Source organism: Thiocapsa imhoffii, from assembly GCF_016583985.1.
Taxonomy (GTDB): domain Bacteria; phylum Pseudomonadota; class Gammaproteobacteria; order Chromatiales; family Chromatiaceae; genus Thiocapsa; species Thiocapsa imhoffii.
Map to the genome: position 1 here is coordinate 31,143 of NZ_NRSD01000020.1, position 24,251 is coordinate 55,393.

Here is a 24,251-nt window from a genome sequence, read left to right on the forward strand (position 1 = left end):
GTCAATATCGAGTCCAACGCAGTCGCTTCCGTAGGATGACCCTCTATACAACACGCCGATAAAGAACCAGACTCAATCTATCGGTGCGATCGGGTGCGATCGGCATCGTACCCGCTAAGACGCTGGCCTTGACTCGTCACGTCACACATGACTTGTCGATGACATGACCACTCCGAAGCAATGAAATCGGTTCGAAAAGAGGTGAAGACGATGAACTGGAATCAAATTGAAGGCAACTGGAAAAAGTTTACCGGTAAAGTCCGTGAGAAATGGGGCGACATTACCGACGATGACCTCGATCGTATCGCTGGAAAACGTGACATGCTGGTTGGGCATATTCAGGAGAAATATGGCATTGCCCAAGAAGAAGCCGAGAATCAGGTCAAAGATTGGGAAAAGAGCAGCAAGATCGAAGATTGGATGAAGTCGAATCCTTGAGTGTTGTCACTCATGCGTAGCGGCCACTGAGTCGCGAATGGATTTCGATTGCCCGAACTAGAGGAGCAAGCAGATGTCACTCGGCACCATTCTCATCATCGTTTTGGTTCTCATCCTAGTCGGTGTCATCCCGACCTGGCCGCATAGTCGGTCCTGGGGTTACGCGCCGACGAGCGTGATCGGTGTAATCCTGGTCATTCTGCTGATCCTGCTCTTGTTGGGCCGACTCTGAGCCGGATAATTCCGCCGGTCGATTCAAAACAATATGAACCGACCGGCGAATCTGTCGTTGATTGCCATGATCGAGGGGAACTGTTACCGATGAATCTATCTAAGTCAGCGCTTTTGATGTCGTTACTCCTTCTGGGGTTGGCGTTTGGATCGACCGGTTGTGAGAAGGAAGGTCCTGCTGAGCAGGCTGGGCAAACGATTGATCGCACTGTTGAAAAAACCGGGGACAGGATGGAGAACATCAAAGATGCAGCGACAGAATAAGGAGGACATTGACCAGTTGAAGCGATTCGATTGGATCGGCCTGAACTCCTGCTTGCTCATCGTGCTCGCACTGGGATTAGGCGGTTATCAGAACGATGTCTTGGCTGATCAGGCCGGACAAGCTAACGGCCAAATCGTCGAAAAGTCAGAGGTCAAAATGGGCGAGGCCAAGGAGTGGGTTTCGACCAAATTTCAGGAGGTGGGCGTCTATATCGACGACGCAGCGATAACTGCCACCATCAAGGCGGACATCATTGCTGATCCCATGCTCAAGGTGTTTCAAGTTAGTGTCACGACAACGGCCGGGGTTGTGACACTCAGAGGTGAAGTCGACTCGCAGGCGAGTCTCGACAGACTCCAAGCCATCGCCAGTGGCGTCGAGAACGTCTCATCGGTGCAGAACGAGCTTCTCGTGAAGGCCGCCGAATAGAGTTAAGACTCCATCTGAAGATCTGAAGGAACGAATCGCCCCTCGGAAAACTGACGGTTTCCGAGGAGCCTGGCACAGACACGAGGAGACGCAGATGGACGCCCAAGTCAAAACGAGAGTTCCCCATCTCAAACATCAGGTCGTTACGGTCGCCAAGTATTATCACCCAAGCACTTGGAAAGAAAAGGGCCTTTGGTGGACGGCAGGTCTGTTTCTCGTGACCTACCTGCTGATCGTGATGGTCTTGGGTCTCATTTGGTCACGTTCCCCTGGGCCAGTCGATGTCCAGAAAAACGCGATGCAACTGGTCGGACAAGATGCGACCAAACTGATCCCTGGAACCATGACCACCGCTGCTGCCATCGCGATTGGTACGACGCTTTTGAATAAGCCCGGAGGATATCTGACGAACGATATCATGCCTCCGGGAATCTACCTAGATAACATCCCGAATTGGGAGTTTGGCGCCTTAACCGAGCTTCGAGATCTATCCCGAGCGCTGCGTAATGACTTTAGCCGGGCGCAGACGCAATCGGTGGAAGACGTGGATCTTCAGATGGCGGAGCCCAAGTTTAACTACGATTCCAAGTCCTGGATCTTTCCGTCCTCCGAGTCAGAATATCGCGACGGTATCGCCGCGCTGAAACGCTATATGGCGCGTCTCTCCGACGAGCAGAGTGGCGACGGTGAATTTTTCGCCCGTGCTGACAACTTGGCGGCCTATCTGCAGATCGTTGCGAACCGACTCGGAAGTCTGGCGCAGCGACTGTCTTACGCCGTCGGTCAGGCTCCGCTCGACACAGCATTGGCCGGCGAGGCGAGTGCCACGCAGGCGACATCCTCTGCTGGAGAAACCTGGAACAAGACACCCTGGTTCGAGATCGACGATGTTTTCTTCGAGGCTCGCGGCTATACCTGGGCGCTCCTCCAGACGCTGACCGCCATGGAAACGGACTTTGCCCAAGTGCTTGAGAAAAAGAACGCACTGGTCTCCCTGAAACAGATCGTGCGAGAGTTGGAAAATACCCAGGACTTGATCTGGAGTCCGATGATTCTCAACGGAACGGGATTTGGACCAATGGCGAATCATTCACTGGTAATGGCCTCCTACATCTCGCGCGCCAACGCAGCCATCATTGACTTACGTCGACTGTTGATCGAGGGTTAGCCGCACACTCAGTCACGGCCGTCCTCGTCCAGCGGATGGTTGGCGCGAAGAGCGTGATAGATGCCAACAACCTTCATTTAAATATGACAAGGGAGTAACCTGACATGATTCCATATCATGAGAATGCTGCTCCAAAGCAGACCCGTGGTCTGACAGGATTACAGTTGGAAAAGGAATTAGCATCACATCTATCACCACTGCTGGGTGTCTTTGAGGAGTACCAAAGTAGTGCAATCGCGTTGGTCCATCTGCGAAATGCTGTTGTTCGTGAACCACATCTGGCGTCAGTATTGCGGCCATCCTTGACTGACATGCGTAGGGCTAATCAGGCACTCAGAAAAGAGTTCATGCAATTGCAGCATGAGATAGCCACACAGATGGACACATCACCTGTGTCCTAGTGTCGGCACCAGTAAAAGACAGGTCAGTAGGCCTCGTGATTCACTCGGCGCCGAGCATCAATCCTACTGATGACCGGATTGTTCAGTCTATAAAATAGGTGATCAGAATGAAACATTCTATAGCATTCTTGATGCTGTTATCGATGGTTTACTTAGTCGGTTGCAATACGATACACGGAGCAGGACAGGATATCGAACGCGGTGGCGAGGCGGTGAGTGACACCGCCAAAGAAGTTCAGAAAAGCATGTGATCGCTGGTGCTTCAAGGATTTCAATGAATGGACGAAGGGCCAGTCAGGCTGTGGTCGAGTTCCTGCCGGAATCGACCCTGTTCTACCTGTTGGGGAGCCGCTATTCTGAGACAGAACACGCCGCGCGTCGGCCGAGTGCTCGTCGCTCGCGGCAGCGACGTCGCCCTCGCGAGCACTTTCGGGCCAAACACCTTGGAGCGCTTCAGGGTCTGGACCGACGAGGTCGTTGAGCGATGACATACTGTGTCGGCGTTAAGCTTGAAGAAGGTCTGATCTTCGCCAGCGACTCACGAACCCATGCGGGTGTCGACAACTACTCCAAGTTCTGCAAGATGACGGTGTTCGATCGCCCGGGCGATCGGGTGCTCGTCCTGTTGAGCTCAGGCGGTTTGGCCGCCACGCAAACGGTGATCAACCTGCTGCGCCGGCGTGCGACCGGCGAGGCGCCACACATCTGGAGCGTCAACTCGCTGTTCGACGTAGCCAATCTTGTGTCGGATGCGATGCGCGACATCGAGCGTCGCGATGGACCTTTCCTCGAGACTGGCGGCATGAAGTTCAACGCGTCCTTCATTCTCGGCGGTCAGGTCGCAGGTGAGGAGATGCGGCTCTTTCGGATCTATGCGGAGGGTAACTTCATCGAGGCCGGAACGGACACTCCCTTCCTGCAAACCGGGGAGGCAAAGTATGGCAAGCCGATCCTCGACCTGGGGGTGAGCTCCAAGGCAACACTGGAGGACGCCACGAAGTGCGTGCTGGTGTCATTCGATTCGACGATGCTCAGCAACCTCTCGGTGGGCATGCCGATCGACTTGCTGTGCTACGCCCGGGACAGCCTGCGGGTCACGATGAAGCGCCGTTTTGCTGAGGGAGATGTCTACTTCGATGTACTGACCCGGCAGTGGCTCAAGGGGACCCGCAAGGTTTTTCGTGAACTGCCGCCGCTTGAGTGGTAGAGGACTACCGCTGTCGCATGAGGTCATCTGGCCCTGATTGGTTTTTGTTCGGTCTGGCCAGAAGACACATCATCTCTGCATTGACAATCTTGCAGTAACCGCTCTTGACCGGGGATCAACGACCGAGTGGGTCGGGACGAATCATTGGGCGATCGCGTTGGGCAGCAGGCGTGCGAATTCCTTCCTGACAACGTCGTAACATTCGCAGACCCGTGCCTCTAGGCCCGGCCGGTCGAGCACCCTGATGTGACCCCGGCTGTAGTGAATCAATCCGGCACTTTGCAATTTTCCTGCGGCCTCGGTCATACCCTCACGGCGCACCCCGAGCATATTTGCAATCAGTTCCTGGGTCATGCTCAGCTCGTCCGAGGGCAATCGGTCAAGGCTGAGCAGCAGCCAGCGACAGAGTTGCTGGTCCACCGTGTGGTGCCGATTACAGACAGCGGTCTGCGCCATCTGCGTCAACAGCGCATGCGTGTAGCGCATCAGCAGGCGCTGCAGCGGCCCGGATCGTTCACAGAGCACACACCCGGTCTACCCGGCGTCTTCCATCTCACCGAGCCTGCCCAGCTCAACCCGCACCTGGTGGACCTGGCCGTCGTCGACCAGCTCGATACCCTCGCCAGTGGGTTGATTGGTGCCGTCCAGATCGAGGGCGACGACACCTCGCTCGACGCCCGCCGGATTTGTCACCACAATCTCGTAACGGGACTGACCATGGCGATAGCTGATGCCGTAGCTGGCCCAGTTGGCGGACACGCACGGGTCGATGTGCAGCCGGCCCGCGCGCACGGTCAACCCGAGCACCCATTCCAGGGCGGCACGATGGAACCAGCCGGAGGCACCCGTATACCAAGTCCAGCCGCCACGGCGCGCATGTGGAGGTTCGGAATAGATGTCCGCCGAGATGACATAGGGCTCGACCTGATAGGCGTGGGTGCCAGTGCGGCTGGCGGTGCGATTGATCGGATTCAGGATTCGCAGCAACTCGGTCGCCTGGTCGCCTTGCCCGAGCATGGCATAGGCGATGACGGACCAGATCGCCGCATGGGTATATTGCCCACCATTCTCCCGCACCCCAGGGAGATAGCCCTTGATGTACCCTGGGTCCAGCGGGGTCTTGTCGAAGGGTGGCGTGAACAACAAGACCAGGTCGTCGCCATGGCGAATTAGATCCTCGTGGACCGAGTGCATGGCGCGGCGCGCGCGCTGTGGATCCGCCGCGCCGGAGATGACCCCCCAGCTCTGGGCGATCGAATCGATACGGCACTCCGTGTCGATCGCGGTGCCGAGCGGTGTGCCGTCATCGAAATAGGCTCGGCGATACCAGGCGCCGTCCCAGCCTTGCGCTTCCACCGCGATCTTGAGTGCGGCCGCATGCTCGCGCCAACGCGTGGTTCGCTCCCGTTCGCCGGGGGTCGCCGACCCGCTCTCGATCAGCTCGGCAAACTCCGTGAGGGTCGCGATCAGGAACCAGGCGAGCCAGAGGCTTTCACCTTGCCCCTGATGTCCGACCCGGTTCATCCCATCGTTCCAGTCACCGCCGCCGATGAGCGGTAGACCATGCACACCGACCCCTAGGCTTAGATCCAGTGCCCGGGCGCAGTGCTCGCGCAGAGGCGCTTGCTCGCTCGAGATGGCCGGTTCGAAATACGCATCTTCCATGCCCGGAGGCACTGCGGGACCCTCAAGGAAGGGGACAGGCTCATCGAGCAGACTGAACTCGCCACTGACCCGAATGTAATGAGCCACGACAAAGGGCAGCCAGACGCGATCGTCCGAGAAGTGAGTGCGGACGCCACGCCCGGTCGGCGGATGCCACCAATGCTGGACGTCGCCTTCGATGAACTGTCGGGCCGCGGCCCGCAGGATGTGAGCGCGGGCGATCTCGGGCCGCGTCATGACCAGCGCCATTACATCCTGCAATTGATCCCGGAAGCCAAAGGCCCCGCCGGCTTGGTAGAAGGCCGCGCGTGCCCACACGCGGCAACTCAGCGTTTGGTAGAGCAGCCAGCGGTTCATGAGCAGATCGAGTCCAGGGTCCGGCGTCGTGATCTGAATCTTGCCCAAGACGGCGTCCCACTGATGCCGCACCTCGGCCAGCAGTGTTTCGACATCGGCGTCGCGATAACGCTCGACCAGCTCGCCCGCATGGGCACGATCATCGCCCTGACCGAGGAGGAAGACCAGATCGATCGTCTCGCCAGGATCAAGACTCACCGTCGTTTCCAGCGCTGCGCAGGGATCGAGGCCAGCCCCGGTGCGATTTCTCAGCCGCCGTGGGCGAGATCGTCCGAATGCCCCCATCACCTGTGCCGGCTCGGCGCTGCCCAGTGCCGCGGGAGCGGCGAGGTCCCCATTGCGCCCGATGAATTCGCCCCGGCTTCCGGTCCAGCTGGTTTGCCGCCCAGCGAGATCGGCGAAGGCGATGCGCGTCCCGAAATCCTGGCTCCAGGGATTGGAGGCAAAAAGAGCGCCGGTGCCAGGATCCATTTCGGTCACCACATAGGGCGCGGTGACGTTTCGTGTGGTCCCCAACACCCACTCGACATAGGCCACAACACTGAGTCGGCGCGTGTGTCCGGAATGGTTTTTGAGCCGAAGCCGGGAAATCTTGACTGGGTCGACCGGGGCAACGAACTGTAAGAGCTCGCTGTGGATCTCGTGAGAGGCATGCTCGAACCGGCTGTAGCCCTGACCATGTCGGGCGATGTAGGTCGCGCCATCGATGCGGATCGGTAACGCCGTCGGTGTCCAGACCTCCCCCGAATCCTCATCGCGCAGATACATGACCTCGCCGGGTGGATCACCGACCGGATCGTTCGACCAGGGGGTGAGCTGGTTCTCGTGGCTGTTACGGGACCAGGTGCAACCGCCGCCCGTCTCGGACACCATGAAGCCGAACTCAGGGTTGGCGATAACATTGATCCAGGGCGCGGGTGTCCACTGTCCCTTGTCGAGCAGAATGACGTACTCCCGGCCGTCCTCGGTAAAACCGCCCAATCCGTTGTAAAGACTCAGCCGTGGCGGTTTCAGCGCGGCGGATCGCGGCATGGTCACCGGACGCTCCGGCAGGGGTCCCGGTGCAAGTGCCGAACGTGGCACGAAATCGTGCGCGGGTCGCCGATTGCGAAGCAGTTGTTCAGCGAGGGTCCCCTGGCTCGTGACCAAGATCGCGCGCGCGGCGGTGCGCAGAAGCAACTGGTCCTCGTCGCTTAAGCGATCAGCCCGCAGCACAAAAATGGCGCCGCGCCCCGCGGACCCCAGGTGAACATTGCAAGCACGCCAGTTTCGAACCAGGCCCTCAAGAAGGTCTTGCAGTTCCTGCGCGTAGGTGACGCCCTTCTCATTCAGGAGGACGAGATCGACCGCCAGGCGCTTCAGCCCCCAATACTCGTGGGCGCGCAACAGTTGATCGACGAGGGTCCGGTGCTCGGGCTCAGTGACGCGGACCAGCAGAATCGGACGGTCACCGGAGATGCCGTGACGCCAGAGGCCGACGACGCTCAGCCGATTGATCTCCATGACCTTACCGGGCGGGCGCAGCGCCGGATCGGAATAGACCAGATGGTTCGCCAGGTTCTGAAACAACTGGGCCTCATCCAGAGTGATGCGCAGGTGGTGCAACTGAACCTGGGCATGGGTCCAGGCCAGGGCGGAGACGCGCTCGAAGACGGCGGAGTGATGGTACTTGTCCGTCAGCACGTCCAGCGCCTCGCGTGAGTCGGCCGCCAGGGTCGTGAAGGTCACCAGCGCGGTCGCGCCTGGTTCGATCCGCACCAGCGTGCGCAGGCTAAAAATGGGATCCAGGACGGAGCCGACTCGGTTACCCAACGGATGGCCGTCCATCACCGCGACCGGGGCCCTGAGGGTTTGGCCACGCCCGATGAAGCGGGCCCGGTCGGTCTCGTACTGCAGGCCATTGATGGTATCGAAGCGCGAGAGCAGATGGGCCGCCCAAACGCGCGGATCCTCGGCCGAGCGCGGACGCCTGCGGGCGATCAACCCATGGATCGTGGGCACGAACTCGGTTTCGACGAACAGATTCGAGAAGGCAGGATGAGCGATGTCGGCACGCGGCGGTGCCAGGACGATCTCCGCATAGGAGGTCAGCTCGATTTCAAGGACGCGATCACCTTGATTGGCGAGGTTGAGATGTCGAATCTCCGCGTCGTCCTCGGGTGAGACGAGGATCTCTAGCGAGCTTTCGACCGGACCATCAGTCCGGGTAATGCGGACCCGGTCTTCATGAAAGACGACCTCATAGCGGTCTGGAACCGCCGCGGTTGGTTGATAGCCAGCGGACCAGACCCGGCCAGTTGCGGTATCGCGCAGATAGATGAAGCTGCCGCGGTCATCGCGGGTCGGGTCCTCGCGCCAGCGCGTCACCGCTAAATTGTCCCAGGTACTGTATCCCGATCCCGCGCCGGTCACCATGACCGCATAACGGCCATTGGACAGCAGATGGGATGAGGGGACGGCCGATGTTGGCGAGGGGACGCGGCGGCTCGGGGGCTGGATGATGGCCTTGCTCTCGGCCCGGGCCTCAAGGATGCGTGTCGCACGGGTATCCGCTCCCGGCGGACTGCGCTCCTGGAGCAGGAGATCGGTCGAGCGAATCAGGGGGATGCGATGAAAACGATGGCGCATCACCCCGTCGTGGACGACATTGTCCAGCGCCACCAGGGCCATGCCCTGATGATGAGCCATGTGGCAGCGCACGATGGCGACCGCTTCTCCTTCAGCGCGCCGCGCTGGAGTGAAATCCAGTGCCTCGTAGAAGCCGTAACGGCCCAGACCGCCCAACTGCTCCAAGTGAATGTAGTTGCGCGCGGCGGCATGGGGCCGGTACATCGCGGCCAGTGCGGTCGCATAGGGGGCGATGACCAAGTCATCCGCGAGTCCGCGCTTGAGACCAAGGCCAGGAACGCCGAACGCTGAATATTGGTAGGTCAGCTCGAGGTCGCGTTGGTTGAAGGCCGACTCCGAGATCCCCCAGGGCACGCCCTGTTCCTCGCCGTACTGGATCTGGCGGTCTACCGCGCGACGACACGACTGGTCGAGCAAACTGTAGCGCGGGGTGAAGTTCACCAGAGAGGGCATCAGGTATTCGAACATCGAGCCCGACCAAGAGACCAAAAGGTTCCCACCCGCGGCGCGCGTCATGCGCCGGCCGAGGTGGAACCAATGGGTATCCTTCACGTCCCGCTTGGCGATGGCAACCAGACTCGTGAGTCGGGCCTCGGAGGCAAGCAGGTCGTAATAGCTGTCGTCGAGGAGCGCCTCGGTAACCCGATAGCCGAGCGCAAAGAGATGTCGCTCCTGATCGTACAGAAAGCCGAAATCCATCTCACGGAAGAGTCGTTCAGCCTCCTCGGCGATGACGTCGAGACGTGCGGCGAGCACCGCGAACCCGGCTTCGGTGGGCGCCCCCGCTGGCGTCTCGGGCATCTTGCGCAGCTCAGCGGTGTCTCGGGCGTGTGAGCACACATCGTCGCGCAGCAGCTCGCACCATTCCAACATCGATTGACAGACGGGATCGTCACCGCACTCGGCCGCGTAGGCGCGTGCAAGGTCTAGTAGGATCGCAGCGGCCTTGACCAACGGCTCCCCAACGTGTCGATCATCACCCGCTTCGGCGAGAAGCGTTTCGAACCGGTGGGCCTCGGCATGGAGTTCGTCCAATGAGACGCTCAAGGTGCGCCGCGCGTCACCGATGGCCTGGAGTGCGGCGGACCAGAGCCGATGAGTATCGGTCAGTCCGGTCCACGCGACAGCGGGATCCGGCGCGTGACGTGCCGCCTCACGGCATCCTTCGGCTAAGGTCAGGAGATGACTTGCCAGATTGCCGCTGTCGACGGTGGACAGATAACGGGGCTCAAGCGCGCGCAGGTCTTGGGTGTCATACCAATTGTAGAAGTGGCCATGCAGACGGGGCATCCGTGTGAGGGTCCCCAGCGTGGCCTCGAGACGGTCGACAGCATCCATCAGACCGATCCAGCCAAAATCGCGCGCGGCGAGGATCGACAGCAGGTAGAGCCCGAAGTTGGTCGGCGAGCTGCGGTGCGCGATGACCGGATGTGGGTCTTCCTGGAAGTTGTCGGGTGGCAGATGGTGATCTTCCACCGTGACGAAGGTGGTGAAGAAACGCCAAGTCCGCCGCCCTACGAGACGCAACTGCAGGGTGTCCTCAGGGGTCAAGGCCTCCCGGCGGTGCAGCCGTGCCGGCAGACTCAACGCATGGGAGACTAGGGGTGCCGACAACCAGAGCAGAAAGAAGGGCGCGGCACTGAGAAGGTTGGTTGGGTTGAACAGGAGGATCACGGTACCGGCCGCGACCATGACCCCAGTTGAACTGCCTAAAGCGCCAACGAGGTTTTGCAAGCCCAGGCGCGAGGCCGACTTGGCTTGCAGCGCAGTGACCCACCGCAAGAGGTGGCGCCGGGTGATCAGGACCCGGATCAAGGTGCTGCCAATGGCGTGGATCATGAGCCAAGCGTGATGTGCGAGTTGCACCAGATCCACGAACCCCTGGACCAGCCCCAACATCACATTCTGACCCGCTAAGCGCAGATGGGTCGAGAGTTGGGATCCTCGCGCGGGTGGCACGAGCAGATTGCCCAGGGCCAACCAGGCCCGCATCCCCAGTGCCATGAGCACGAACCCGACCAGCATACCCTGCGGTGCTCCCGGGATCGCCCAGGCGGCGATGAGCGTGAAGAAGGCCCCCGGCGCCGAGAGTGAACGACGCAGGTTGTCCAACATTTTCCAACGCCCCAGGAAGGGCATGTCACGACCCGCCCCGAGTCTCCGAACCCCGATGATCCACGGCAGCAACTGCCAATCGCCGCGGGTCCAGCGATGCGAGCGGGAGTCGGCAACGGCGGTATGGGACGGAAACTCTTCGAAGAACTCGAGGTCACTGACCAGTCCGCAACGGGCGAAGACGCTCTCGAAAAGGTCATGGCTGAGCTGTGTGTTCTCGGGGACACGACCGGCCAGGGAGGCCTCGAAGACATCGACGTCGTAGAGTCCCTTGCCCGTGTAGGTGCCCAGTCCGAAGAGATCCTGGTAGACCTCCGAAACCATGCTCGAATAGGCATCCACGCCACAGGCGCCAGAGAAGATCCGGTGGAACCTCGAGCATTCACCGCGCAAGGGTAGGGTCGGTGTCACGCGGGGTTGGAGAATGCCGTAGCCCGCGACCACCCGTCTGCGGACCGGATCGAACACCGGACGATTGAGTGGATGGGCCGCGGTGCCGACCAGTTGCGCGACGGCGCCGATCGGCAGGCGGGTGTCCGCATCCAGGGTGATGACATAACGAACACCCGCAGGGGCGAGGAGGGGGCGCTCAGCCGTCGGCAGAAAACTCGTATCGGTCGCACCGCGCAGCAACCGATTGAACTCGTGAATTTTTCCGCGCTTGCGCTCCCAGCCCATCCACTTTCCTTCGCTCGGGTTCCAGCGGCGTCTCCGGTGGAAGACGAAGAACCGCTCTTGTGCATACTTGGCATTCAGAGCGGCTACACCAGCGACCGCGCGCTCCAGCAGAGCCGCATCGCCAGGCATGTGTTCCTGATCCGCGTCCGCCCAATCGGAGAGCAACGCGAAGGTGACCGCACCGTCCGGATTGGCCAGATAGCGCACCTCCATCTGTTCAACCTGCTGCTCCACCCCTCGTTCTGACGTGAACATGGTGGGGACGACCACGCAGGTGCGCAGTGACTCTGGAACACCCGCTGCGAGCGCGAGGCGCGGCAGATGACGGGGTGGCAGGAGCGCAACCACGGCCCGGTTCACCAGATCCGTGGCGATATCGGAGGCAGGAAAGACTGCGCAGAAACCGATGATGAGCAGCGGGAACCAGCCGAGTCCGGCGGCAACGCCGGCGCCCAATGGCAGAGCGAGCAGCAACAGCGTCGTCAGCACCTCGATTCCGCCCGGATAGGCCGTCCCGGCGTGGGCCATCGCGGCACGCAAAAGTCGCTGGCGGAATAGTGGACGAAATCCGATCTCCTCCTCGAACGCGGCGCGTCCATCGCCGATCAAGTAGTGGCCAGGGTCAGGAACTGAAATCTCAGGGGCACCTTCCGAAGCACTCGCTCGGAATTTCGCAATCGCCAACTGCGCGATGGCGAGCTCCGAATAGGACGAGCGCCGTGCCAGATCCTCGATCGCATGGCGATAACGATCCCGGGTGAGAAAATCCATCATTCCATAGCCAGGATGGCCGCGTAAGCAGGCGTCGACCAGGCTGACTCGCTCGATGAAATCACGCCAGTCGAAGGCGGAGATGGCGCGCATGCTGGTGATGATGTTGCGAACCGTGGTGTTCGCGGCGATCTGGTCGGCGTGCTCCAGACGCACGATTTCGTCGAGTGTCGCGCCCTGTTCGCTCAGCCAGTCGTTGAGGAAGTCAAGGGGCGGCGCGACTCCGGGGTGGGGGTCGTGGAGGCGCTGAGAGATCTGGACGGCATAGGACTGGCGCAAGACCGGTGAGGGTAGGCTACCCGGCACGGGTTCCGAGAGTGGTCGGACAGTCTGGTCGACAGCGTATTCGAGTTCGTCAACAAAGGCATCGGCGAGGCGTCGCCCGGCCTGCGAGTTGCGCACCAGGACCGCCAATCGACGAAGGTTCTCTAGCAATAAGACACGCAGCGTGACAGGGATCGCCCAGAGTTCGCCCAAGGTCAGCGGCTGGACGGTTTGATAGGTCTTGACGAACAGAGTCAGCAGCTCGGGGTCGAAACGACTGTCGGTATGCGCCACCAGCGCCCAGGCGATTCCGTAGACACGCGGAAAACCCGCGAGAAAGCCGTCGGCGAGCTTCGGCAGTCCGCGGTAATAGCTTTCAGGCAAGTTCACGCCGATATCGTGCACTTGCTCTTCAATCACATGGAAGTTGTCGAGTAGCCACTCTGCTGCCGGGGTGATCGCCCGCTGTTCGGCAGTGGCACGGCTGATCTGCGCATGCACCGAAACCAGCACCCGTGTGTTCTCGCGAACCCGCGGGAGCAGCTTGCGGCCGCGGGAGTGAATGTCGACGTTTTGTGCTTGCGCCAGACTCAGGGCATGCTGCTCGAGACGTTGCGTGCTGAACAGCTCCTTGCGGATCGCGCGATCATCGCCACCAGGTGCCTCGAGTCGCGCGCCCTGTCTGCGGTTTCCCTTGCTCCTTAATGGCAGATGCAGACCAGTCTTCGCCACAATCATGCTCCAGCCCCTGGCGCCAGACGGCGCGCCTTCCACCCGTGAGGGACTCACTTCCAGTAGAAGTTGAGCCGAGATTGACCCGTGCCCGTGAGACGCACGGTTTTACTCTGAGGGATCCGATCGGGCATCCCGGACGGAGTCGCCTCAACCCGATAATGCCCTGGCGGGAGTTGCGCGAAGAACAAAGGCCCTTCCGATCGAGCGTCCAAGGTCATGTGACCTTCAACCTCCCTGATACTGACCTGGACGTCGGCCAGATATTGACCGCCATCCTGCAGGGCGAACATCAGGCGGAGGCTGAACTGGTTCGCGAGCGCTTCGATGGCTTGTCGTTCGTCCGTACCGACGCCGCCCGAAACGTATTGAATCCCTTGATCCTCGTGGATCCGCCGCGCGCGATCCGGCATTGAAACCTGCGGATCCGCAACAAAGTCACCCGGTTGTGACGGGGTCGTGACCGCTGAAGGTCTCTGATCTAACAGCGGTTCTGGCTCGGCTGGTAAAGGCTCCTGCGCAAAAGGCGTCCCCATGGCGGGACCGAAGGGAGATGGGTCCTGATCCGTTTGCTGTGCGCCCGCGAGTTGAAGAAGACTTCCATTCAGAACCAGCACTGCTGTTGTTGCTGCAAACTTACGCACTGTCGTCATATTGAGGGGCTCATTGGACTGAAGTGGGTCGCGAGCAGGATGCTCGCGAGGGATCCTGAATCGAATGATGCTTACCCAATTTGAACGGAAGACAGTGAACCCAAGACCCCAAAGACGGACAGCAACCAAAGAATCACGACGATGACAACGACAACGTTCAAGATCGTTTTGATTTTACGATCCATGGGGATATAGTTATTGATCAGCCAGAGAATGAGGCCGACAACAACCAAGGTGATGATCAATGTGATCAAAGGCATGATGACTCTCCTGATGATGAAAGCAAACGGGATGACCGATTCATTTCAAGCAACCGATCACCTGGAACGTTCTCGGCTCCATCAAGGCACGGCCTAGGCTGTTCGAATGGGCCGCTTGAGAATGAGCGGTGCGTACAGCCGATGAAATTACCAGGGCCGACGCTCGGTCGGAGGAACCGAGCACTCGACATTCAGATTAGGCGGATCAGAGGGATTTGAGTATTGTGGTCATCCGGGTCGTATCTCCGTACAACTACGAAGCATGCGAATCGAAACCCGATGACCGACCGATTGATGTGTTGGGCCATTCAGAAGAAGCGCGAGCGCTCTAGTGACTGGTGTGCAGCCCCCGGGGCGTCCGACTTGAGCTGGTAAACAGCCGGCTGAGTGCGATGCGGAGGTCACGCCGATCGATGGGCTGGCAGGCGTGCGCCCTGATCTGTCGGGAGCCGTCCGCCTGGCCGCCACTGCGAGGCATCCCCTGCCACCGTCGCGGATCTCGATTCCACCTTCGGTGCCAACAGGGCACAATGAGCAGCCCCCTGGTCCAGAATGCCGTCCCTGTCAGGATGAATCCCCTCAAACGCCTTGCCTCTCAGACCGCCGTCTACGGCCTTAGCAGCATCATCGGTCGGTTCCTGAACTACCTGCTGGTGCCCCTCTACACCTACACCTTTGCCCCAGCCGACTACGGCGTGGTCGCCGAGTTTTATGCTTACATGGGCTTTTTCGCGGTGCTGCTGGTGTTTGGGCTGGAGACGGGGTTTTTCCGCTTTCGCGCTGGGGGCGAGTATGCACCGGATGTCGTCTTCGCGACCGTCTTGCGCTTCCTCGTTCTCATGAATGCGGCTTTTCTGCTCGCGGCCTATCTGCTGCAACAGCCGCTCGCCGACCTGCTGCGTCATGCCGCAAACCCGCAGTACATCTGGTGGACCGCCGCCATCATTGCGATGGACTCGATCGGCGCCGCTGCCTTTGCGCGGCTGCGGGCCGAGGAGAAGGCGCTGCAGTTCGCCGGGATTAAGCTGATCGAGATCGGTGCCAACATTGGTCTCAATCTCTTTTTCATCGTCTTGTGCCGGCAGTCGTTCGAGGCCGATCCCCACTCGTTGCTCGGACAGTTCTGGGATCCCGAGATCGGCATCGGTTATGTCTTTCTGGCCAACCTGGCGGCGAGTGCCCTAAAGCTGCTGTTGCTCACGCCCCAGTTCCGGGCGGGCTTGGCCGGTTTCGATGGCGCGCTCTTTCGGCGCATGATCCGTTATTCACTGCCGATGGTCGTCATTGGGCTCGCCGGGGTCATCAACGAGATGCTCGATCGCGCCGCGCTGAAATATCTCCTGCCCGGGGACGATGCCACCAACATGGCTCAGCTCGGGATTTACAGCGCCTCCTATAAGCTCTCGATGCTCATGACCCTCTTCATCCAGGCCTTTCGCTATGCCGGTGAGCCCTTCTTCTTTTCCTATGCCAAGGAGCAGGATGCCAAACGCGTCTATGCGCTGGTCCTGACCTGGTTCGTGATCTTCTGTGTCTTCATCTTCCTGCTGGTGACACTTTATCTCGACGTTTTCCAATATTTTGTTGGTGCCGACTATCGCGAAGGACTTCAGGTGGTGCCGATCCTGCTGCTCGCGAACCTGTTGTTGGGTATCTACGTGAATCTCTCGATCTGGTACAAGCTCACGGACCGCACCCTATTGGGTGCCGGTGTGGCCCTGATCGGCGCGCTCATCACCATTGTCGCCCTCTGGTTCCTGATTCCGCTCTACGGCTACGAAGGGGCGGCCTGGGCGCACCTGCTCTGCTACGCGGCGATGGTGCTCATCTCCTATCTGCTCGGTCGGCACTTCTATCCAGTGCCCTATGATCTCCTGCGCGTCATCGGCTACATCCTGCTGGGACTCGGACTCTATGTCGGTCATCAGGAATTGATCGCGCAGCTCGACTGGAATCGCTGGCTGATTGCCACCCTGTTGATGGTGAGCTTCCTTCTCGTGGTGCTGATGCTCGATGGCCGACGGCTGCGCCGGGCCTTGGTGTGAGTGTGCATTCACGGTCAGGGTGCGGTGAGCGCCGCGAGTCGCCTGCCTCGGGTGCTTAGTGCCCCCCCGCAGCGTCCCCATCCTCGTTCAGAAAACCACGCATGAACAAGCGGATGAGTTCCGGTGCCTCGGTCGCGAGGTCAATGCGTTGCGGCTCGAGCAGCCACACATAGACGAGTCCGGTGAAATAGGACTCCAGCGCCGCGACCGCTAACTCCGGTGTCAGGCTCGGGCGCAGCCGCCCCCGGCGCGCGGCTTCATGAAAACAATCCAGAAAGACCCGTGCGGCTTGGCGCCGTCCGGCGAGTTCGGCATCACGCCAATCTGGATTGCCCATATCACGCTCGCAGCGGTGCAGGACGATCGTGTAGACACGCCGCAGCTGAGCGTCTTGGACCACCCGGTCGAGCGCGGCCAGACACATCTGCTCGATCACGTTGATCGGATCGCTGTTCGGCTGCGCGCGCACCTCCTCGAGCACCCGCTCCAGCGGGAGCCGGACGCGCTCAAGCATCGCCGCATACAGCTCGGTCTTGTCCCGAAAGTGCCAATAAATGGCGCCCCGGGTCAGCCCCGCCGCGCGTGCAATGGCCTCTAGGGTCGCTTGCGAGACACCCCGCTCGAGAAACACAACCTCGGCCGCGTCGAGTAATGCCTGGCGGGTTTGTTCCGCCTCTTGTTTCGTTCGTCTCATGTTCCCGTAGTTGACAATAGTGGGCTTGGATCTATCATACATACATGTCTGTATCTAAAATCCAGGGTTCACACGGATCCATCCGGCAGGCCTCGTCAGCGCTCGGCAACCTCTGCCGCGGATCGCGTCGATCACGTCTGCGGCGAACCGGGCTGCTGCTGCTCATGGGCATGGGTCTCATGGTGACGGGCTGCGACCACGACAGTGGTCCAGATGCGGCCAGTCCGGGAGCCCGCCCCCCACCCGTGGTGACCGTCACCCCCGTGGCGAGTGAGACTGTGCGCGTGTTCGGTGATTATGCCGGCCGTGTGCGCGGATCACGCGAGGTCCAGGTGCGCGCGCGTGTCTCCGGCATCCTGGAGGAGCGTCTCTATGTTGAAGGGCAGGGGGTCGCGGATGGCGCGCCGCTGTTTCGCATCGACCCGGAACCTTACCAGATCGCCCTGCGGATGGCGGAGGCCGAGTTGGCCAATGTCCAAGCCGGTCTAAACCAAGCCGAGCGCGAGTGGACACGGGTGTCCGATCTCTACCAGCGCAACGCGGTGAGTGGGCGAGAACGGGACCAAGCCCTCTCGGAGTTGGAACTGTCGCGGGCACGGCTCGACCTGGCCAAGGCCGCGGTCGCCGATGCGGAACGCAACCTGCGCTACACCACCGTGGTAGCCCCGCTCGCAGGCACCACCGATCTGGAGAGTCTGCCCGAGGGCAGCCTGATCGAACGCGGCACCCTCCTGACGTCACTCATCCAGCACGACCCGGTGCATGTGCGCTTCTCTCTGCCCGAGCAGGATGCCGCGATCCAACGCGCCGCGCACCTGGCTATGACAGGACATCGGAACATGCGTCCGCACGCGGCCGAGTTACGGTTGCCCGACGGGCGCCTCTATGCGCACCAGGGTGAGGTGGATTTCACCGACAGCAGCATTGACCCCCGGACCGGCTCCGTCTCGGCGCGCGCGGTCTTTCCCAATCCCGACCGCGAGGTGGTTCCGGGACAATTCGTGCGCGTGCGCATCCTGATCCAGGAACTCCCCGACGTGATCCCGATCGAGCCGACCGCGGTCAGTCAGGATCGCGACGGATCACGGGTGTTTATCATCGACGACGAGGGGGTCGCTCACGCCCGTCCGGTGACGCTCGGTCCGCTCGTCGAGGGTCGCCAACTGGTCCTTGAGGGTCTGCGCGATGGCGAGCGGCTGGTGATCAATGGCCATGTCGGGCTGGGTGACGGGATGGCGGTCGCCATCATCGACGCCGATCGGGAGCCCTGATGCTGCGTTTTTTCATCGATCGTCCAATCTTCTCCGCGGTCATCTCGATCATCATCGTGCTCGCCGGGCTGGCCGCGTTGCGGGTCCTGCCGATTGAGCAATATCCCGATGTGGTGCCCCCGCAGATCGTCGTCCAGGCCTATTATCCGGGTGCCAGCGCTCAGGTGCTGTCCGAGGCCGTCGCGGCTCCGCTTGAGCAGGAGATCAATGGCGTCGACAACATGATCTACCTGGAGTCATCGAGTACCGACTCCGGCTCGATCCAGATCACCGTGACCTTCGAAATGGGCACGGATCCGGACCAGGCGGCCATCGACGTCAACAACCGTGTCCAGGCCGCGCTGCCACGTCTGCCCCAAGCGGTGCGCGATCAGGGGGTGCGCGTCCAAGCGCGCTCGACCAATATCCTCATGGTGGTGGTCCTGAGTTCGCCGGATGGGCGCTACGATCCGATCTTCCTCAGCAACTACGCCTTGCTCAACGTTCTCGATGAATTGGTGCGGCTCCCGGGGGTGGGGGAGGCATCGCTCTTCGGCGCCCAGGATTACGCGATGCGGATCTGGCTGCGCCCGGATCAACTCGCCCAGTTCGAGCTGACCCCGTCCGATGTGGCCACGGCGATCCGCCAGCAGAATGCCCAGTTCGTTGCCGGGCGCATCGGCGCCGAGCCGGTTCCGTCTGACCAGCCCCTCACCTTTACGGTCACGACCCGCGGGCAGTTGGTCGACCCGGCCGAATTCGAGCGCATCATCCTGCGCGCGGAACCCGATGGACGCATCCTACGCCTCGGCGATGTCGCGCGGGCCGAACTCGGTGCCCAAGACTATGGTTTCTCCGCGACCCACAATGGCCGTCCGACGGTTCCGCTGGGCATCTATCTGCAACCTGGTGCCAATGCCCTAGAGACCGCGCGGGCGGTGCGCGCGGCGTTGCGCGAGACCGCCGAGCGTTTCCCGGACGGGATCGTCCATCACATCCCCTACGACACGACGCAGTTCGTCGAGATCTCGATTCGCGAGGTATTCATCACGCTCCTGATCGCCGTCGGCCTCGTGGTCGTCGTGACCTTTCTCTTCCTGCAGCATCTGCGCGCGACCTTGATTCCGATTGTGGCGATCCCCGTCTCGCTGATCGGGACCTTCGCCGGCATGCAGGTGCTGGGCTTCTCGGTCAATCTGCTGACGCTGTTTGGGCTGGTGCTCGCAATCGGGATCGTCGTCGATAACGCCATCATCGTGATGGAGAACGTCGAGCGCCTGATGACCGAGCAGTCGTTGCGGGCGCGCGAGGCCTCGATTCAGACCATGCAGCAAGTCGCCGGTGCGGTGGTTGCCTCGACCCTGGTCCTGGTCGCCGTGTTCGCGCCCGTGGCCTTCCTCGGCGGCTTGACCGGCGAGCTGTACCGACAGTTTGCGGTGACCATCGCCGTTTCCGTCGTGGTCTCCGGCGTTGTGGCGCTGACCCTGACCCCGGCGATGTGCGCACTCTTGCTCGATCAGCAATCGCATGCGCCGAGCGCCCCCTTCCGCCTCTTCAACCGTTCCTTTGATGCCGTGACCGAGGCCTATGTGGCGACGGTATCCTGGGTGCTGCGCCACTGGGTGCTGGGTCTCATGCTGTTCGCCGGCTTTTCTGCCACCGCCCTCGTGTTACTCGAACGCATGCCCTCGGGGTTGGTGCCGCAAGAGGATCAGGGTGTGGCCCTGGTGGTCATGCAACTTCCCGCGGTTTCCGCGCTGGGCCGAACCGAGCAGGTTCGCGACACCCTATCGGAGCGGATCACGGGCTTCGAGGAGATCGAGGATTTCACCTCCTTCGCCGGCTTCGACATCCTCGCCGGCTCGCTGCGCACCAATGCCGCCGTCGGTTTTGCCAATCTGGCCGACTGGAGTGAGCGACCCGCCGCCGCGCAGAGCGCCGCCGCCCTAGCCGGGCGCATCATGGGCGTTGGACTCGGTATCCAGGAGGCCAACGTCTTCGCCTTCACACTGCCGCCCATCATGGGGCTCTCCTTGACCGGCGGGGTCGAAGGCTATCTGCAGGTTCGGGGCGACACCACGCCGGAACAGATCGAGGACCTCGCCCAGGAACTGGTCGCCAAGGGCAACGCTCGCCCAGAGCTGACCAACGTTCAGACCACCTTAACCACCGCGATTCCCCGCTATCACGCCGAGGTCGATCGCGAAAAGGCCATGGCCGCCGGTGTTCCCATCGCCGAGATTTTCGATGCCATGCGCAGCACCTTCGGATCTCTCTATGTCAACGATTTCACCTACGCCGGGCGTTTGTGGCAGGTGATCCTGCAATCGGACGGGGCCTTCCGCAACCAACCCGACGACCTGCGGCTGGTATTCGTGCGCTCGAGCAATGGTGACATGATCCCGCTGAGTTCGTTGGTGACCTTGGAGCGCACCAGCGGGGCCGATCTCATCAACCGCTTCAATCTCTACCCGGCGGCCAAGATCCTCGCCGATCCGGCGCCTGGCTACACCAGCGGAGAGGCCAAGGCGGCGCTCGAGGCGCTCGCGACCACTTTGGAACAACCCGGCGACAGTCTGCTTGGTTGGATCGGCGAGGCCTATCAACTCGAGGTGGGTGCTGGGGCTGGCGTGCTCGCCTTCGGTCTCGGGATGTTAATGGTCTTCCTGATCCTCGCGGCGCAATACGAGCGACTCGTCCTACCCCTAGCGGTCGCCTCGGCGGTCCCCTTCGGTGTCCTGGGCGCGGCCATCGCCTCGTTCGGCCGCGGTTATCCCAATGACATCTATTTTCAGGTGGGGCTGTTGGTCCTGATCGGACTGGCGGCGAAGAATGCGATCCTGATCGTCGAGTTCGCCGCCCAGAACCGTCGTGCCGGGATGAGCTCGACGGAGGCCGCCACGGCCGCGGCGCGACAACGATTCCGCGCGATTCTGATGACCGCGCTGACTTTTATCATCGGCAGTCTACCCCTGGTCTTCGCAACCGGAGCCGGGGCGGCCAGTCGCCAGGAGATCGGCACTGTCGTGGTCGGCGGCATGCTCGCGGCCAGCACCCTCGCACTGGTGTTCGTTCCCCTGTTCTATCGGCTGCTCGAAGACCTCGCATCCTGGGGAAGGCGTGGCGGTGCGGGTACGAAGCCAACCTGAAAGACGCGTCCGAGGGAGTCGCGGAGATTGACGGGACGCCTCCGCTCCAATCATACTTGGTGTGTACAGCGTTTGCGGTCGATGCGGTGTGTCCCGCCCAAACACCTCGCGCACACCTCGCCCACCTGAGAGGATCACGCCACGCTCCGATCAACTGTCGCGATCGGGTGACCCGCGCTCCGAACATTGTGGTGCTCCCGTGGTCCGAATCGGCTCGATGACTCTTCCAGCACACTCACACCCAATCCATGTCTCCAATCGACACCGCACCTGATCTGGTCCTCTGGCCATGACAGCAGGAGAGGCCATGATCAAGAAGCACAACTGTGTGACCACCCGGTCTGATTCGATCAACCCCGCGTGGCGATCGCGCGCGCGCTGCGCCCTGCTCTTGGCGGTCTTCGCGTTGGTCCTCGCGCCCGCACTGGCGGCGGATCAGCGCGGCAGCGACCCGCACCCCTGGTCGGCGCGCTTCCCTGGTTCGGTGGAGGATCTGCTCCATGAGATCGCCTTTCCAGAGCCGGCCGTGGCTGCCGCTGAGCGCCACGCCCAGCTCCTGGACACCGCTGCTCGGCAGGGCTCGATTCCGGTCATCGTGCGTCTCCGAACGACCTTGGCGCCGGAGGCGATCCTCAATGCCGCGGCAGCTCGTTTGCAACGCGACCAGCTTGCGGCCACTGAACAGCGCGTGTTGGACTGGTTGACGGCGACCACGGCGAAGACCGAGGCGCAATTGGGCGTGAAACGCTTCAACCTGATTCCCGCAATGGCCATTCATGCCGACGAACACATGCTGCAACAGTTGCTCGCCGACCCGGAGGTGCTGGAGGTCGTGGAGGATACCCTATACGAGCCAACCCTCCAGCAGAGCACCTCTTTGATCGGGGCTGACTGGGAGGGTGCATTCGCTGGTCGCACCGGGCAGGGCTGGGTGGTCGCGGTTCTCGATAGCGGAGTTGACCAGACCCATCCATTCCTCAGCGGCAAAGTGGTTGCCGAGGCCTGTTATTCGACGACAAATCGTTCTTGGGCATCGACCTCGTTGTGTCCTGGCGGCGTGTCCTCCTCGACCGCCAGAGGCTCGGGCGCGGATTGTCCCTCTAGTATCTCGGGTTGTGGTCATGGCACGCACGTGGCCGGGATCGCAGCCGGCAAGGGCAGCGGGTTCTCAGGGGTGGCACCGGACGCCCAGATCATTGCGATCAATGTCTTCAGCCGCTTCGACAGTTCGAGCCAATGCAGTCAATGGACTCCATGCTTGCGCGCCTACAACTCGGATATCATTCGCGGCCTCGAGCGGGTTTTCGAGCTCAGGGAAACGCATCGCATCGCGGCGGTGAATCTAAGCCTCGGTGGTGGGCGTTCGTTCAGCTCCTGTGATGAAGACGGCACGAAACCACTCATCGATCAGTTGCGTGCCGTTGGGATCGCCACCGTGATCGCCAGCGGCAATGATCGTCACACTGACAGCCTGAGCGCGCCCGCCTGTGTCTCGACCGCCGTCAGTGTCGGCAGCACGACCAAGAGCGACGGGGTGTCGGATTTCTCCAATACCGCGAATTTCCTTGACCTGCTCGCGCCAGGGAGCGGGATCAGGTCGTCGGTGCCCAGCGGTGGGTTTGAATCGAAATCCGGCACCTCAATGGCGGCCCCACACGTGGCCGGAGCCTGGGCGGTGCTCAAGCAAGCAAAACCCGATGCCAGCGTGTCCGAGATCCTCCGTGCGCTCAAGGACACGGGTGAGTTGATCACCGAGACACGGTCCGGAGCGGGAAACCGGATCAAGCCCAGAGTGCAAGTCGATCTGGCACTGACAAATCTGATCGGTGCGCCGCTGTCCACCAACAGACTGACGGTCGATGCCAATGGCGCATCCAGCGTGGCGATCAGCGCCAGCCCTAGTTCCTTTGCCGGCTCCACCAACTACACCCGCACGGGCATCGCAGCAGGGACAGCGATCACGCTGACGGCGCCGAGCATGGCGGACGGCAGCCGCTTCAGCTCCTGGAGCGGCTGCGACAGCACTGAAGAGACCCGTTGCTCGGTGTCGATGAGCAGCAACAGGACCGTCACGGTGGCCTACCGTCGCGACGCCACCACCCGTCTTAACGCCGCGGTCTTACCCGGTGCGCGGGCGGTAGCGGTGAATCAGCCGGCGACGGCCTTTGCGAGTGTGATCAACGCGGGTGGCGAGACGGCGCGGAGCTGTTCGTTGGTGTTGCCGGGCGGGGTGAACGCGGGATTCTTGTATCAGACTACCAACGCGGCGAATGAGTTGGTGGGACGGGCGAATACGCCGGTCGATATCGCCCCAGGGGCCACGCAGGGGTTCTACTTCGCGGTGACCCCACGCGCGGCGTTTTCAGGCCGCGATCTGGCCTTGGTCTTTGAGTGTACCAACACCGCGTCGGCACCGTCGCAGCGGGGTCTGAATACCTTTTTGCTGACGGCGACGACCGCGGCGCCAGTGGACATGTTGGCGATTGGGGTGACGCCGAGTGGTGATGGCGTGGTGCGTCTGCCCAGTCAGAGCGGCACCGGTGCCTTTGCGGCGGCGGCGATCAACATCGGGCGAGCAGGTACGGTGCGGGTCTCGGCGGATGACGGGGGCGCTGGGTTGCCGCTGCAGATGCAGGTCTGCGAGACCGACGCGAGCGGGCGCTTCGTGGACTGTGGCGCGGCCCTGACGCGTTCGGTGGCGTCCGGTCAGGCGTTGACCTTCACGGTGGTGGTGACGGGGACGGGTCGTGCGGTGCCCTTTGATCCGGCGCGCAATCGGCTGTTCCTACGTTTCGCTGCCGGCGGGGCGACAGTCGGGGCGACCAGCGTGGCGGTGCGCACGCCTTGACAT

At 61.6% G+C, this 24,251-nt stretch carries 14 protein-coding genes and 1 pseudogene; 10 read left to right on the forward strand and 5 right to left on the reverse strand.

What is annotated here, in order from left to right; genetic code table 11:
• The first annotated feature begins 210 nt into the window (after nucleotides 1-210).
• The 6 genes from CKO25_RS16005 to CKO25_RS16030 all read left to right on the forward strand — a co-directional run bounded on the left by CKO25_RS16005 (nucleotide 211) and on the right by CKO25_RS16030 (nucleotide 4,139).
• Nucleotides 211-438 (forward strand): CsbD family protein, encoded by a 228-nt coding sequence (locus tag CKO25_RS16005; RefSeq protein ID WP_200388952.1) that lies wholly within the window; start codon nucleotides 211-213, stop codon nucleotides 436-438.
• Between the two features lie 73 nt (nucleotides 439-511).
• Nucleotides 512-670: a DUF3309 family protein gene (locus CKO25_RS16010; protein WP_200388953.1), complete on the forward strand. Its 159-nt coding sequence runs from the start codon at nucleotides 512-514 to the stop codon at nucleotides 668-670.
• Between the two features lie 198 nt (nucleotides 671-868).
• Nucleotides 869-1,363 carry a BON domain-containing protein gene (locus CKO25_RS16015; RefSeq protein ID WP_242467664.1) on the forward strand — a complete coding sequence of 165 codons (495 nt, stop codon included), beginning with the start codon at nucleotides 869-871 and terminating at the stop codon, nucleotides 1,361-1,363.
• 94 nt (nucleotides 1,364-1,457) lie between these two features.
• Nucleotides 1,458-2,531 (forward strand): DUF2333 family protein, encoded by a 1,074-nt coding sequence (locus CKO25_RS16020; RefSeq protein ID WP_200388954.1) that lies wholly within the window; start codon nucleotides 1,458-1,460, stop codon nucleotides 2,529-2,531.
• Between the two features lie 544 nt (nucleotides 2,532-3,075).
• On the forward strand, nucleotides 3,076-3,183 hold the full coding sequence (locus tag CKO25_RS16025) for an entericidin A/B family lipoprotein (protein WP_242467668.1): 108 nt from the start codon (nucleotides 3,076-3,078) through the stop codon (nucleotides 3,181-3,183).
• A 233-nt stretch (nucleotides 3,184-3,416) separates the two neighbouring features.
• Nucleotides 3,417-4,139, forward strand: coding sequence for a proteasome-type protease (locus CKO25_RS16030; protein ID WP_200388956.1), 723 nt, complete (start codon nucleotides 3,417-3,419; stop codon nucleotides 4,137-4,139).
• Between the two features lie 141 nt (nucleotides 4,140-4,280).
• Here the strand turns inward: CKO25_RS16030 and CKO25_RS16035 are convergent.
• From CKO25_RS16035 to CKO25_RS16050, 4 genes and pseudogenes are all read right to left on the reverse strand, one after another.
• Nucleotides 4,281-4,652 (reverse strand): annotated as a pseudogene (locus tag CKO25_RS16035) (Crp/Fnr family transcriptional regulator); the annotation flags it as partial.
• 21 nt (nucleotides 4,653-4,673) lie between these two features.
• Entirely contained in the window at nucleotides 4,674-13,349 is an 8,676-nt protein-coding gene (locus CKO25_RS21830) for a GH36-type glycosyl hydrolase domain-containing protein (protein WP_200388957.1), read from the reverse strand.
• Nucleotides 13,350-13,402: 53 nt separating this feature from the next.
• On the reverse strand, nucleotides 13,403-13,762 hold the full coding sequence (locus CKO25_RS16045) for a peptidase associated/transthyretin-like domain-containing protein (protein ID WP_200388958.1): 360 nt from the start codon (nucleotides 13,760-13,762) through the stop codon (nucleotides 13,403-13,405).
• Between the two features lie 311 nt (nucleotides 13,763-14,073).
• Complete coding sequence (locus CKO25_RS16050) at nucleotides 14,074-14,262, reverse strand: Thivi_2564 family membrane protein (protein WP_200388959.1); 189 nt, start codon at nucleotides 14,260-14,262, stop codon at nucleotides 14,074-14,076.
• A gap of 569 nt (nucleotides 14,263-14,831) precedes the next feature.
• Here CKO25_RS16050 and CKO25_RS16055 point away from each other — a divergent pair.
• On the forward strand, nucleotides 14,832-16,307 hold the full coding sequence (locus tag CKO25_RS16055; RefSeq protein WP_200388978.1) for an oligosaccharide flippase family protein: 1,476 nt from the start codon (nucleotides 14,832-14,834) through the stop codon (nucleotides 16,305-16,307).
• A 55-nt stretch (nucleotides 16,308-16,362) separates the two neighbouring features.
• Here CKO25_RS16055 and CKO25_RS16060 read toward each other — a convergent pair whose 3' ends face one another.
• Complete coding sequence (locus tag CKO25_RS16060) at nucleotides 16,363-17,001, reverse strand: TetR family transcriptional regulator (protein WP_200388960.1); 639 nt, start codon at nucleotides 16,999-17,001, stop codon at nucleotides 16,363-16,365.
• Nucleotides 17,002-17,045: 44 nt separating this feature from the next.
• Between CKO25_RS16060 and CKO25_RS16065 the strand changes: the two genes are divergently transcribed.
• The 3 genes from CKO25_RS16065 to CKO25_RS16075 all read left to right on the forward strand — a co-directional run bounded on the left by CKO25_RS16065 (nucleotide 17,046) and on the right by CKO25_RS16075 (nucleotide 24,248).
• Nucleotides 17,046-18,272 carry an efflux RND transporter periplasmic adaptor subunit gene (locus CKO25_RS16065; RefSeq protein WP_242467665.1) on the forward strand — a complete coding sequence of 409 codons (1,227 nt, stop codon included), beginning with the start codon at nucleotides 17,046-17,048 and terminating at the stop codon, nucleotides 18,270-18,272.
• Nucleotides 18,272-21,400, forward strand: a complete 3,129-nt coding sequence (locus CKO25_RS16070; RefSeq protein WP_200388961.1) for an efflux RND transporter permease subunit — start codon at nucleotides 18,272-18,274, stop codon at nucleotides 21,398-21,400. Before CKO25_RS16065 ends, CKO25_RS16070 begins: the two co-directional genes overlap by 1 nt.
• Before the next feature lie 307 nt (nucleotides 21,401-21,707).
• A complete protein-coding gene (locus CKO25_RS16075) occupies nucleotides 21,708-24,248 on the forward strand; it encodes a S8 family peptidase (protein WP_200388962.1) in 2,541 nt (846 codons plus the stop codon).
• Nucleotides 24,249-24,251 lie beyond the last annotated feature (3 nt).